The 13,200-nt window shown below is 44.9% G+C and carries 11 protein-coding genes; 4 read left to right on the top strand and 7 right to left on the bottom strand.

Going from position 1 to position 13,200, the window contains the following annotated elements; all coding sequences use genetic code 11:
• Window positions 1–66: 66 nt before the first annotated feature.
• Window positions 67–1,506, bottom strand: coding sequence for a 6-phospho-beta-glucosidase (locus AC6I7V_RS17625; RefSeq protein WP_498012363.1), 1,440 nt, complete (start codon window positions 1,504–1,506; stop codon window positions 67–69).
• A 479-nt stretch (window positions 1,507–1,985) separates the two neighbouring features.
• Between AC6I7V_RS17625 and AC6I7V_RS17620 the strand changes: the two genes are divergently transcribed.
• Entirely contained in the window at window positions 1,986–2,825 is an 840-nt protein-coding gene (locus AC6I7V_RS17620) for a DMT family transporter (protein ID WP_255232811.1), read from the top strand.
• 129 nt (window positions 2,826–2,954) lie between these two features.
• A complete protein-coding gene (locus tag AC6I7V_RS17615; protein ID WP_498011741.1) occupies window positions 2,955–3,857 on the top strand; it encodes a homocysteine S-methyltransferase family protein in 903 nt (300 codons plus the stop codon).
• A 15-nt stretch (window positions 3,858–3,872) separates the two neighbouring features.
• Here AC6I7V_RS17615 and AC6I7V_RS17610 read toward each other — a convergent pair whose 3' ends face one another.
• From AC6I7V_RS17610 to AC6I7V_RS17600, 3 genes are all read right to left on the bottom strand, one after another.
• Window positions 3,873–4,928 (bottom strand): alcohol dehydrogenase family protein, encoded by a 1,056-nt coding sequence (locus AC6I7V_RS17610; protein WP_498011740.1) that lies wholly within the window; start codon window positions 4,926–4,928, stop codon window positions 3,873–3,875.
• Complete coding sequence (locus tag AC6I7V_RS17605; RefSeq protein WP_255232213.1) at window positions 4,925–5,446, bottom strand: TetR/AcrR family transcriptional regulator; 522 nt, start codon at window positions 5,444–5,446, stop codon at window positions 4,925–4,927. The genes AC6I7V_RS17610 and AC6I7V_RS17605 overlap by 4 nt, the downstream gene beginning before the upstream one ends.
• Window positions 5,447–5,632: 186 nt before the next feature.
• Window positions 5,633–6,568 (bottom strand): LysR family transcriptional regulator, encoded by a 936-nt coding sequence (locus tag AC6I7V_RS17600; RefSeq protein ID WP_255232214.1) that lies wholly within the window; start codon window positions 6,566–6,568, stop codon window positions 5,633–5,635.
• A 125-nt stretch (window positions 6,569–6,693) separates the two neighbouring features.
• Between AC6I7V_RS17600 and add the strand changes: the two genes are divergently transcribed.
• Window positions 6,694–7,692, top strand: a complete 999-nt coding sequence (add, locus tag AC6I7V_RS17595) for an adenosine deaminase (RefSeq protein WP_032553834.1) — start codon at window positions 6,694–6,696, stop codon at window positions 7,690–7,692.
• Between the two features lie 172 nt (window positions 7,693–7,864).
• On the opposite strand, the gene AC6I7V_RS17590 is transcribed toward add, so the two are convergent.
• Both AC6I7V_RS17590 and AC6I7V_RS17585 read right to left on the bottom strand, forming a co-directional pair.
• Window positions 7,865–8,410 (bottom strand): glutathione peroxidase, encoded by a 546-nt coding sequence (locus tag AC6I7V_RS17590; protein ID WP_498011739.1) that lies wholly within the window; start codon window positions 8,408–8,410, stop codon window positions 7,865–7,867.
• A gap of 72 nt (window positions 8,411–8,482) precedes the next feature.
• Window positions 8,483–9,799 (bottom strand): ABC1 kinase family protein, encoded by a 1,317-nt coding sequence (locus tag AC6I7V_RS17585; protein WP_255232219.1) that lies wholly within the window; start codon window positions 9,797–9,799, stop codon window positions 8,483–8,485.
• A 242-nt stretch (window positions 9,800–10,041) separates the two neighbouring features.
• Here AC6I7V_RS17585 and AC6I7V_RS17580 point away from each other — a divergent pair, with 242 nt between their 5' ends.
• Window positions 10,042–12,396 (top strand): putative bifunctional diguanylate cyclase/phosphodiesterase, encoded by a 2,355-nt coding sequence (locus tag AC6I7V_RS17580; protein ID WP_498011738.1) that lies wholly within the window; start codon window positions 10,042–10,044, stop codon window positions 12,394–12,396.
• A gap of 104 nt (window positions 12,397–12,500) precedes the next feature.
• On the opposite strand, the gene AC6I7V_RS17575 is transcribed toward AC6I7V_RS17580, so the two are convergent.
• Window positions 12,501–12,998: a MarR family winged helix-turn-helix transcriptional regulator gene (locus AC6I7V_RS17575; protein ID WP_498011737.1), complete on the bottom strand. Its 498-nt coding sequence runs from the start codon at window positions 12,996–12,998 to the stop codon at window positions 12,501–12,503.
• Window positions 12,999–13,200: the final 202 nt, after the last annotated feature.

Genomic DNA, 13,200 nt, shown 5'->3' with positions numbered 1-13,200 from the left:
CCTATGCCGACTAATTGTATTGCTTAGTGAAACGACAGCGATCGCTGCCGTTTAGTTGCAGGCATTCTAAATAGTGACACCGTTTGATGCAATCACGCCTTTGTACCACTCGAAAGACTTCTTGCGCTTACGCTCTAGTGTTCCAGATTGATCATTATGTTTGTCTACGTAAATAAATCCATAGCGCTTTTTCATCTCACCGGTAGTGAACGACACCAAGTCGATACAACCCCAAGGGGTGTAACCAATAAGATCAACGCCGTCGATCACTACTGCTTTCTTCATCTCTTTGATGTGATCACCAAGGTAAGCGATACGGTAGTCATCATTAATACTGCCATCTTCTTCAATGGTATCGACCGCACCAAAACCATTTTCAACAATGAACAACGGCACTTCATAACGCTCGTAAAGAGAGGCTAAGCAGTAACGCAGGCCCGTTGGATCAATTGGCCAGCCCCAATCACTGGACTTAATGAACGGGTTTTCGACCGAATTCTCATGGCCACCGTCCATGACTTCTTCTGTTGATTGGTGAGACGACGAATCCAAAGTATTCGACATATAGTAACTAAAGCCAAGGTAATCCACTTTACCTTCTGCCAAAGTTTGCTCATCTTCAGGCAACATTTCAATGTTAAAGCCTTTCAATGCCCAATCATGCTTGGCGTAACTTGGGTAGTGACCACGAACCATGACATCAGAGAAAAAGTAGCGATCGCGCATCGCTTGCTGCGCTACCATGATATCTTCTGGCTTAGAAGAGCGAGGGTAGAAAGGCACCATCGCGCACATTGCACCGATCTGTAGATCTGGGTTTATTTCATGACCTTTCTTAACGACTAAAGCACTGGCAACAAACTGATGGTGAACTGCTTGATACATGGCTTCTTGTGGCTTTTCACACTGTGGGAACTTCACGCCAGAACATAACCATCCGAAGATGTCTGCCGAGGTGTTCATCTGGTTATTGATCTCGTTAAACGTCATCCAGTTCTTCACTTTATGCTGATAACGCTCCATCACCGTGGTTGAGTACTTAACGAAGAAATCGATCACTTTACGGTTCATCCAGCCACCGTATTCTTTGGCTAGATGGTAAGGCATTTCAAAGTGACTTAACGTAACGACGGGTTGAATATCGTATTTCAATAGTTCATCAAACAGATCATCGTAAAACTTTAAACCCGCTTCACACGGCTCCGCTTCATCGCCATTCGGGAAAATACGCGTCCACGCAATACTGGTACGGAAACATTTAAAGCCCATCTCAGCAAACAACTTAATATCTTCTTTGTAACGATGGTAGAAATCCACAGCGACTTGATTTGGGTAGTTTTCACCATCAATCACACCATCGGTGATTCTACGCTGCACACCATGTGCGCCAGCGGTCAATACATCGACAACACTTACACCTTTGCCATTTGCATCCCAGCCGCCTTCTAATTGATGTGCTGCAACTGCACCACCCCATAAAAAATCGTTTGGAAACTCGTTGTTCATACCATCACTCACTAAGAAAAAACATTTACCTAACAGAAACCAGAATTTCACGAAACAACCCTGAAACCGATTTCAAGACAACCAAAAGATACACTTTGAAATCGGTTTCAACAACCAATTTTTGACCTTTTTTATTCAGGATGATTGAATTTAAGAACCAAGTGTTCTGTATATTATTGAGATAAAAGAAAATAGGTTTTATTGAGAGGAAAATAAAAAATTAAGATAGCAAGACATACCGAACTGAATTTTAACTCGGAAACTGAGTACGAGTTTTTCAACAAAATGATTCATATGCCTTGCTCTAAATGAGTGTCGACAAGCTTGAAGTTGAACTGGACAACATATTTGTAACATTGTCTTGTGTATTGCAACTAATTGTTCCATAGTCGCTTTTTTGAACGGTCAGGTTATGAGCCATGTTAAGCTTCGCTAAACTACTGATACTCGCCTCTATTTGGGGTGGTTCCTTTCTTTTTATGCGGATAGCCGCGACGCCCCTTGGCCCAGCGATGCTGATTGAAGCTCGCGTACTTTTTGCGGCATTAACACTATTGCTGGTTTCGATTTATCTAAAGAAAACCCTCAAGTTTACCGCGCATACCCGACACTTCTTTATTCTTGGATTATTCAATACGGCACTGCCTTTTCTACTATTTGCCTATGCAGCTCAAACGTTAAATGCCTCCACATTGTCGATTCTTAACTCGACAGCACCCATTTGGGCAGCAATTATCGGAGCGATTTGGACCAAGACCCCACTCGATAGTCGCTTAATTTTAGGGCTTGGACTTGGCGTCGCAGGCGTTGGGATTCTGGTTGGGTGGGATGCGATCAACATTGGCCGTGAAGCGATTTTACCAATTGGAGCTGCTGTGGGTGCCGCACTCAGTTATGGCATCGCCTCTAACTACACCAAAATAGCCCCAAAAGTGGAGGCGTTCAGCAATGCTCACGGAAGCATGTGGGCCTCGGTGCTATTAGTTCTGCCGTTTGTTTTCTTTATTCCTGTAAGAGAAGCACCCGACTTAACCATCGCCACATCGGTGATATTATTAGGTGCAGTCTGTACTGGCTTAGCCTACCTACTCTATTTCAACCTAGTGAATGAACTGGGTCCGTCCCCTGCACTTTCAGTTACCTTCTTGGTGCCAGTATTTGGTATTTTGTGGGGACACCTATTTCTCGATGAACACATCGGCATCAATACTATCTTTGGTTCAGTATTTGTCATCATAGGCACCATGTTAGTGATGGGTCTGTCGCCCTACACTATGCTTCAAGCCGCGAAGAGACGAAGAGTCAAACAACCTTTGTAATTTCAGGTCATCCGGTTCACTCATGAGCGATACTCAAAGTTAAAGTGGAACATCACAGCGACGTAGTCTTAATCCTTCGCGTCTGATATGGTTGTCGCTAGTCTTTCTGTCACGGATATGGGTATTACTTTGAACAGACTCACAATATTGGACGGTGGTATGGGCAGAGAGCTCAAAGAGATTGGAGCTCCGTTTTCACAGCCACTGTGGAGCGCTCAAGCACTTATCGAAGCTCCACAATTTGTCACCCAAGCCCATCAACACTTTATCGATGCAGGTGCTGAGCTGATCATCACCAACAGCTATGCATGTGTTCCCTTCCACCTTGGTGAGCAACGTTTTTCTGAGCAAGGTTTTAACCTCGCAGAGCTATCTGGAAAACTGGCATACTCAGTCGCGAAATCTGCAAATCACTCTGTGACAGTTGCCGGTGCTATCCCACCACCATTTGGTAGCTACCGACCTGATCTATTCAAAGCTGAGCAAGCAAAACCTATCGTGCAAACCTTGTACAATGCACAAGCACCGTATGTCGATCTATGGATAGTCGAAACGTTATGCAGCTTAGAAGAGTTCAGCGCTATTCATAATATATTGAAAGAGTCAGACAAACCTTGCTACTACGCGTTCAGCCTTAGTGATGAGACGGGTTCTTCAGCAATGCTACGATCAGGGCAAGCCGTGACCGACGCTATCAGGCTTGTGGCTCAGTCCGGCGCAGCAGCTGTGCTATTTAACTGCTCAGTTCCAGAGGTGATGGAACAAGCAATTAAAGAGACTAAGCAGGTACTGAGTAAGTTAGACAGCTCAATCGAGATTGGTGTATATGCAAATAACTTTGCACCGTTCAACAGCGAACATGAGGCGAACGATACACTTCAATGTGTAAGAGAGCTATCTCCTGCAGACTATTTAGTTTATGCGCAACGTTGGCATCAGCTAGGCGCAACCATTATCGGCGGTTGTTGTGGTATTGGCCCGAAACACATTAAAGCACTTAGCGATTGGAAGTTAACACTGACTGGCCAATAAGCTAGTCGATTGTCTTTAACGTTTCGCGACTTCCAATACAATCTTACCGACATGGTTTTTCTTCAAGAACTCTTGTTGTGCTTGATGAATATCAGCTAATGGGAAAGACTGTGCGACAATCGGGCGAACCTGTTGTTTTTCGATTCGATCGATCAGATTTTGGAACACTTCGGGCTCAAGCACAGTACAACCAAAGAAGCGTAAGTCTTTGAGATAAAGTGTGCGCACATCTAACTCTACCATCGCACCGCCGATTGCACCTGAGACGGCGTAACGACTGCCTGGTTTTAACACTTCCAAGAACTGCGGCCACTGTTCTCCCGCTACCAAATCAATCACCACATTGACACTATTTACGCCAAGCGTCTCAATAAGGTTCGCATCTCGAGGAATCACTTCATCGGCACCGAGATCTAGCAGTTGCTGATTCTTGCTCGGACTGGTCATCGCAATCACATACGCGCCACGCGCTTTAGCAAGCTGAATCGCAGCAGAGCCTACACCACCAGAAGCGCCTGAGATCAACACGCGATCACCTTCAGCAACTTGAGCGCGAGTGAGCATGTTCTCTGCGGTTGAATAGGAACAAGGAAATGAAGCAAGCTCAATGTCAGACAGCTCACTTTGAACCGCGTAAGCATGCTTAGACGCAACCTTAGTGTATTCAGCAAAACCGCCGTCGCATTCAGAACCAAAGTACCAAGGCTGTGGTAGCTCTCGGCCATACACTTCTGTTAAACATGGTTCGATCATCACACGCTCACCAATACGAGAAGTGTCAACTTGCTCACCCACTGCAACGATAACACCACACACATCCGCACCTTGAATTCGCGGGAATGTCAAAGACTCACTAGACCAACTGGCATCATCAGAATCATCGCTCTTTGAGTACCACCCAATACGTGTATTAATGTCAGTATTGTTAACACCCGCCGCCATCACCTGAATCAGTACTTCGTTAGGTGCGGGCGTTGGAACCGCAACATCCTCTCGGTATTGCAGCATCTCTTCTCCGCCATGGCCTAACATCTCAACGGCTTTCATCGTTGCTGGTACATCAAAACTCATAATGAATCCTCAATTAACAGCGTGTTAGCTGTGCTTTTCGCAGAAGCGACGGCTGCTTGGCCGAGTACAGGCCATGCATTTGAAACGCCTTCATGCAATAGAAATAGTGGGGTAGATAACGCTTCGTTGTGACTCAACTGCCCTAGTAGATCTCGCACTTCATGTTTGTGGTCGAGTACAGCTTGGTTAATCAACTCATTGTCAGGGAACGCAGCAATCGCGTTCATAGACAAGCAACCGTGTGGTGCATACTCTTCCATCCAACTTTGCAGTCGCGTAAATACATGTTCGATACACTCTTTTGCGCTTTGCGGTGCCGCTTCGCGTAACAGACTCAAATAACGCTGGTGACGATGCTCAAGGGCTCCAACAATCATCGCCTCTTTTGAAGGGTAATGTTTGTATAAGGTTCTTAAGCTCACGCCACAAGCCGTTTTCAATTGAGCTACACTTGGTTCAGCAAAACCGTGTTGGCTAAATGCAACTTCAAGAGCTGCGGCAATTTGTTCTTTCAACATAGAGCGATCTCAATACGTTTCAGAGGAAGTACATCAACACACTCACAAAGGTAGAATGGTTGTTCTACCTATAGGGTAGAGCGATCATTCTACCCCTGTCAATCATTTTTGGTTCACCGCATAACAACCATGACTTTAATTCGAACAGCAGACAGGCAAGCGCCTTCGACGTTTCATCGAACACATCTATCGGGTCTGTTCGATAATCAGCTCTCTGAGCCATTTGTGACTTGGCTCAGAGTCGTAGTAACGGTGCCAAAGGAGAAATAGACCACCCGGCACCAACTCGATCGGTATCTGTTTCATCACCAGTTCGCCACTCTCAATGTAGTCTCTTACCGAGTTGTAGGGATAACACATCAATAAATCGCTTTGCTTACAGAGTTTCACCGCACTCGATATATCAGAGACGTTGGCTGCCTTGTTGATCTTAAGCTGCTTCGCTTGCAGTATTTCTAACAATAACCAATCGCCAACCCCACCCGTCACCAACTGAATGTGTCGATATTTGAGGAAGGTGTTTAGATTCCACTCTTCCTTCAATGCTGGATGATCTTTACGCATCAAACAGACTGAGTAATCTTGAAGTAACTCGACGTAATTCAGATCAGACGGAATACTATGAACGTGCGTGCTGGCGCGCTCGTCTAGCTCGAAAATACCGATACCGAAATCCACCTCTCGCTTTAACAGGCGTTTGTAGGTTTCACCTGTCCACGTCGTACTGTTTATGGTGATGTTGGGGGCTTGCGCTAGCGCGTTGGGCATAAATTGGGGATAGATCGCAGTGTAGGCCGTCTCGACGAGATCAATGTTAAAGGTGCGATCACTACCAAGAGGGTCAAAATCTTCAGGCACTGTAAGTTGTTCAACTTGAAGTAATATTTGATGCACTTTCGGTGCTATTTCCAGTGCTTTTGGTGTCGGAAACAGACCTTTAGACTCACGCTCGAACAAAGGATCATCAAACAAAGTACGAAGTTTTGTCAGTTGTTTACTCACTGCGGATTGGCTCAAAAACATGCGCTGTGCGGTCTTGCTTACACTGCGCTCTTCAAGTAAAACGTGCAAGCAAAGCAAAAGATTCATATCGCATTTCAGTAATCGCTTCACATCAACCATGACATTCCTTAGATTCACATCAAAAATGATTTTATGTCACTTTCAATCATATCATGAAGTTGGTAATTTAGACCCATATAACCTATGAGTTAACTACTCAAGAATAATAGAACTAAGGAATACTCATGAACTTTCTAGCACTCCCTAAGATTGATCTTCACTGCCACCTAGACGGAAGCGTTCGTCCAGACACCATCATTGATCTTGCAAAGCAATACGATATTGAGCTACCTGCAGACCGTGATGCCGTAGTTGAGTCTCTTACTGTGCCAGAAGACTGTAAGAACCTAGATGAGTACCTAGCGTGTTTCTCTCTACCGCTTAAAGTAATGCAAACTGAAGAAGCGATTGAGCGTATCTCTTACGAGCTGTACGAAGACGCAGCGCTCGAGAACGTGAAATACCTTGAAGTGCGTTTTGCACCTATTCTTCACGTAAACAAAGGTCTGTCGCTTGATACGATCATTGCGAGCGCTGTAAAAGGCATGAAGCGTGCAGAAGAGAAGTACGACATCAAAGGTAACTACATCCTTTCTGTTCTTCGTATGTTCCCGAAAGACTCTATCAAAGACGTGATCGATGCGGGCCAAGCTTACCTAGGTAAAGGTGTTGTCGCATTTGATATCGCAGGCGGTGAGAAGCCAGGTTTCTGCGCAGAGTTCCCAGAGTACACAAAATACGCCATCGAAAAAGGCTACCGTGTGACAGTACACGCTGGTGAGCAATGGCACGGTCAAAACGTTTATGACGCAGTAACGCTACTAGACGCTGAACGTATTGGTCACGGTGTTCACATCCAAGGTAACGAAGATGCGTACAACATCGTGAAAGAGAAACAAGTTGCCCTAGAAACGTGCCCAACAAGTAACGTTCAGACTAAGTGTATCCACAAGTTCAGCGACCACCCTATCTCTGAATTCCAGAAAGACGGTATCGTGGTAACGATCAACACTGATAACCGCACAGTATCGAACACAACCATGACTAACGAAGTTAAGCGTGTTTGTGAAACGTTCGACCTAACCAAAGAAGATTACGCTCAAATCTACAAATACTCTGTAGAAAACGCGTTTGCTTCAGACGAAGTAAAACAGCACCTAATGAGCTTTGCAGACCAAATCTAATAAGGTTTGAGTAACGCAAGATAAATCAGGAAGAGAAAGGCGAAAGCTTTTCTCTTTTTTATTGGCTTAGCAAAACTACACCATGCATCAACAACAGACCGTACGCAAAAGGTATCAGGCCAAGATAACCTAGCCTTAGCATGGTGCTTCTTGTTTGTGACATATCGCCTCCCTACAGTTGCTGCTCAATAGCATTTACTAAGGTGGCGCTTGAAGGTGAAGTCGAACTTCCGAATGTCCCTACTACATTGCCATCTTTATCAATCAGGTATTTGTAGAAATTCCATCGAGGAGAAACGCCTGCTTGCTTCTTGATTTCACTAAACACTGGGTTGGCGTCAGGCCCTGAGATTGAAGAGCGCGCCATCATCGGGAATGTCACGCCATAATCGAGATAACACACTTTGGCACTGTCTGCCTCGCTGCCTTTGTCTTGTCGGAAGTCATTACTCGGGAATCCAACCACTGTGAAGTTCTTATCTTTGTACTCTTGATGGAGCGACTCAAGCTGTCCAAACTGAGAAGTGAATCCACACTGGCTTGCGGTGTTGACGACTAGCAATGTTTTTCCTTGGAACTCCTCGCACAAGCTCACCTCCTCTGTGGAATTTAGCAAACGTTGTGAGCCTTTCAGTATATCTGGGCACGCTGCCGCAAAAGAGAGTGTCGTTATTGAGGTTAAGCAAAAGCCAACCAAAAGTTGTAGATATCTCGTCATGTTATTCTCTCAGTTAGAAACCATACTGGTTGTACTGCCCCTGAGCGTCTTTTGATCACTACTGCAAGCGATTCACAACACTTTTAGATAAGGTTGCACCAATTGGCGGATGTTGACCTTAGCACCAATTCTCGCGGCCAACAGATACATACCTCCGATCTTTCTATGCAGGAATAGAGCATCGGCAGGAGGCGTGTGCCAATACTCTTGCTCCATACTCAAGATCGTTCCAGCTTCCCGGAGCCTCTTGGCAAGGTCACTCTTTTTAAAGTCATACTGTCCTTCAACCAGCATAGGCTCGCACGCCATCTTGACAAGGTTAAGTACTGCCTGACGCTGGCTATCCACAATGGTATTACTGAAGAATCCGATCTCTTCTAGAGCTCGGTTGAGACCTAATTCATCCCCCTCGATCACGGAGCGAAACACTTGACGATAACCGTTACTGAACTTGTCGCTATACTCTCGCGTCGCTCCAAAATCGAGTAGGCCGATCTGATTGGTTTTTTCATTGTAGAGGTAGTTAGCGAAATTGGGATCGGTTTGCACCATCTTCAATTCAAATAGCTCCTTAAACAGCAGTTCAAGCAGACTGGACACGACAAAATCGCGTGTTTCTTGTGATGTGTGCTCAACCAACTCGACCGATTGTCCCTCAATAAACTCCATTGTAAGTACCGTATCAGACGAGCTTACAGAGTGGATTTTAGGTACGAGAAAACGACTATCAGCCTGCAGTGCTTGATGATAACGAATGGCAAACTGCGCCTCTCGTTGGTAATCAGCTTCATCATGCAGCTGCTTTTTCGCCTCTTCCAACAAGCCCTTGTAATCGACTGACTCAGGAATCAACCCCACCACTTTAAGTAGGGTACCGACATTATCAACATCGCTATCGATACTCTTTCGAATACCCGGGTATTGAACCTTAACCGCCAATTTATCACCCGCGTCACTATACGCTTGATGCACTTGTCCAATCGAGGCGCTCGCGATCGGCTTAAAATTAAAAGCGATGTACTCCGATTTCCAATTGGGTCCGAGTGAATTTTCCAGCACTTGATTCAGTTGCTTGGCAGGGAGAGGGTCCGCATCCGATCGAAGCCTGCTCAATATATCGGCGAGCTCAGGCTCAAGAACATCTCCTGCGTCCATCGACAACATTTGCCCTAGCTTCATGGCCGCCCCTCGAAGATGTGCGAGCTGTTCAGTAAGGCGAGCAATGTTCTGTGGTGTCAATAATAGATCTCGTGCTTTCGGTCGGTTACCTTGAGCTATTTGCTTGGTCCCTTCTGCCAGTACGTTGCCCGCAACACGAGTCGCCAGCGACGCAAACTTACCGAAGCGTGAAATTCTGTGGGTTGGGATATTCCTTTCTTTTACCGACATAAAAACTCCGTCAAAGTTAACTTCTCTGTATACGAACAGAAACCGACTCTGGATGATTGGAAATACGATTATTTATGTGAATGCTGCATCTCCCCTAAAACAACATATTTACATTGGTGGTTTTACAAAATACTCCCTCAAAACCCTTTACAAAGGTCATCGATCTGACCTAACTTCAATTATGTGCAAGGTAGCATATCAGTCGACAGGAGTGAATGACGACTGGGAGATTGGAGTGTTATATGGATTTAACGAACAGGGCCGCTCGCATTTTTATACCCGCTATTTTCATCCTTGTTTTTTCTAGCGGCATCGCTTACTACTTGGTCTATGAAAAGCAAATTAAGAACCAGATCGTAAGTAAGTGGTGTGTACAGCTTGAGTTTGTGGTGAAACAGATCGGAGAAGAGCTTCGTGATCAAAAAGCCTTCTTGAACAACATCGTAGAAAGAGAGAGTTTTATAAAGAGAGTAGACTTAAATCGAACAGTCTACGACGCGTTTTCGTCGATCGATACACAATTAGGCAGCACGCGATTTGACTATAACATCGACAATTCATACTCGTTTGCCATCATCGATTCGCACTCCAACCTCATTGCGAGCTCAGTACAAACGTTAAAGCATCAATCCAATCAACTGTTCCTAGACACAAGCCGTACTTACCTCTCTGACCCAAACAACTCAGAAAAGCTCTCTATCATAGATGGCAAACTCTATGCCATTACCGCACGCACTTTAGACGGCTACCATGACCGCATTGCAATCCTCATATTGCCCATTTCTGTATTCGATGACTTCAAAGCTACCTTAAAAGAGCAACTGCCATTAGGGTTCGCTTTTGACTACCGCTTTCTAACCGGTAAAGAGAGAAGCATGTTTTCGCCACACGAGGCAGAGCCGTTAGTGGTTGCGTTGACCAACTATCACGCCTTTGACAGCCGCTCGATGAAGATGGAAGTGGACTACTCTGATGGTGTCGCTTTTAAACACACGGACCCTTTCATTTCCGCATCCTTACGTGTTTTCCCTGAAAATTACCAAAACCAACTCAATCAAGCCAAGATTACAATAGGCGGCGCTACCTTAGCGATAACGCTACTGCTCATTTGTGGTGGTTACTTCCTATTTTATCGACAAGTACTCCAGCCTCTTCAGGCTTATACTCGAGAGCTCGATACATTTAAATCAAGCGACCCAACTCAACCGAGCAAAGATAAGCAGATAGACCCTCGCTATCAATCAGTATTCGAACGTGTCAAAACGTTAGTGGAAACCGATACGCTTACTGGTCTTGATAACCGCACCTTCTTTATGCAAAACCTGAAGAGACTGCTCTCTGAAGAGCACCACGGTACAAGTTATCTTATCTATATCGACCTCGATAAATTTAAAGCGATTAATGATAATTACGGTCACGATGCAGGTGACGAGCTCTTAATACGCTTTGCGTCATCCACTCAACAAATACTGCAACGCTCACGTGCTCGTCTGTTTGAATCTTACCTTTTTGCACGGCTCAGTGGGGATGAATTCGCCATTTACATCTATGGTATAACTCGCCTCTCCGACATTTTGAGCGTACTGGAAAGCATTGAAGCGCAGTTTGAATCCAACTTTTTTCTCGGTGATCAACGTTATCGTGTAGGGATAAGCTTGGGTGTGGTTGAGATCAACGAGCATAATGAGAATCTCACTACAGACTCGCTGATGATTCAAGCGGATAGAGCAATGTATGTGGCTAAAGAATCTGATGCTCGCCACTACTTTTACAACTCAGCTCTCGAAGAGGTAGTCGCTAAAGAGCTCCTGATTGAGCAGACTTTGATAAGAGCACTTAATGAAAATGGGTTTAACTTTTCATTCATGCCGATCATCAATGCTGCTTCAAAAACGCTACGGGGTTTTGAACTGTTATTGCGCTGCCCAGAACTAGCCGAGAAAAATATCGGCCCAGATGAGTTTATCCCATGCGCCGAACGGACAGGTATGATTCGTGACATCGACATGTGGGTGATCAGTAATGGTCTAGTGGCCGCCAAAAAAATTATTGATAGAGGAAACCGTTCACTCAAATTTTCTATCAACATCTCCAGTTTGGAGTTAATGTCACCGGGTTTTCCTGCAGACGTCAATCGTATGCTAATCAGCACTGGGGTACCGGCTGAGAACATAGAATTTGAAGTTACGGAAACTGCGTTTGTACCGGATGAAACCACTGAATTAGACGTGTTATTTGATTTGAAAAAGATTGGCGTAGACCTAGCCATCGATGATTTTGGTACTGGGTTTACCTCTTTCAATCAGCTCATTCGTTACCCATTTGACACCTTAAAAATCGACAAATCCTTCGTTGATCAAATATTTAATAACAACCCCTCCAAACAAGAGATGATAAACGTGCTTTATCGCTTAGCCAAAAATTACTCTCTTAAGGTTGTGGCTGAAGGAGTTGAGACCAAAGAGCAAGAAACCTTCCTAACTCGCTTGGGCTGTAACTACCTGCAAGGTTACTACTACGGAACGCCGGTCACCGAAGAAGATGTGTTAGCTCTGATTGCCAAGTTCCACAACCAACAAGAGACAAACGCCCGTTGACTCATTCAGATAAAATGGCAACAACACAAACGAAAAGACCACGCAAAAATGCGTGGTCTGGTATTTTAATCAACACAGTGACGTCCGCTTTGTCTTTGAACAGACTATTTCGCAGACTCGTCCGCTTTAATCGTATTCGCGATGCCTTCTAGCTGAAGCACAGGCGCTGCATCAATGTCTTCTGCATTCATCATCGAAGAGATGCGTTGCATCGAAGAGAGAAGTAGACTCTGTTCCCACGGCTCTAAGTTTTGGAACTTGTTAACAAAGTTATCTTGAAGAGGCGGTGGCGCACTGTTTAGCAGGTCTTGACCTTTTTCGGTTAGATTCGCGTGAACCTTACGTCTGTCTGACACACTGCGCACACGCTGTACATAGCCGTTTTGCTCCAAACGGTCAATGATGGTAGTCGTCGTCGCCTGACTCACATTAGTGTGGTTCGATAACTCTTTGATCGTCACATTGCCCATCTCTTGGATTGCTCTCATTAAAATCAATTGAGGGCCAGTCAATCCATACTCTTTACTCAGCTTTTTCGAGTGTAAATCGATAGCGCGAATAATTTGGCGAATAGCGACCAGGATTTCGTCATGTTTGTCCAAGATGCAGACCTTTGTTCTTTTTTGCTGTGAGTGAGTTTACAGAGCAAATCGAGTCGCGCGGTTATACTGCCGGCGAGATGAGAATTACACTGTAAATTGATAGATTAATTCATTGATTTTTCCGCATTGTACTTATGTTAATACTATTCTCAATCTTTTCTGAAACTCTAACCCTGCGCAATATGGCACTTTTGTGAAATCA

It is taken from the genome of Vibrio sp. KUL70 (assembly GCF_059725515.1).
This window is presented reverse-complemented; position numbering and strand designations above follow the sequence as displayed.

Excerpts from the sequence above, each read along its gene's own strand:
- AC6I7V_RS17625 (WP_498012363.1), bottom strand. The coding sequence starts at position 1,506 with ATGAACAACGAGTTTCCAAACGATTTTTTATGGGGTGGTGCAGTTGCA.
- AC6I7V_RS17620 (WP_255232811.1), top strand. The coding sequence starts at position 1,986 with ATGCGGATAGCCGCGACGCCCCTTGGCCCAGCGATGCTGATTGAAGCT.
- AC6I7V_RS17610 (WP_498011740.1), bottom strand. The coding sequence starts at position 4,928 with ATGAGTTTTGATGTACCAGCAACGATGAAAGCCGTTGAGATGTTAGGC.
- AC6I7V_RS17605 (WP_255232213.1), bottom strand. The coding sequence starts at position 5,446 with ATGTTGAAAGAACAAATTGCCGCAGCTCTTGAAGTTGCATTTAGCCAA.
- AC6I7V_RS17600 (WP_255232214.1), bottom strand. The coding sequence starts at position 6,568 with ATGGTTGATGTGAAGCGATTACTGAAATGCGATATGAATCTTTTGCTT.
- add (WP_032553834.1), top strand. The coding sequence starts at position 6,694 with ATGAACTTTCTAGCACTCCCTAAGATTGATCTTCACTGCCACCTAGAC.
- AC6I7V_RS17590 (WP_498011739.1), bottom strand. The coding sequence starts at position 8,410 with ATGACGAGATATCTACAACTTTTGGTTGGCTTTTGCTTAACCTCAATA.
- AC6I7V_RS17585 (WP_255232219.1), bottom strand. The coding sequence starts at position 9,799 with ATGTCGGTAAAAGAAAGGAATATCCCAACCCACAGAATTTCACGCTTC.
- AC6I7V_RS17580 (WP_498011738.1), top strand. The coding sequence starts at position 10,042 with ATGGATTTAACGAACAGGGCCGCTCGCATTTTTATACCCGCTATTTTC.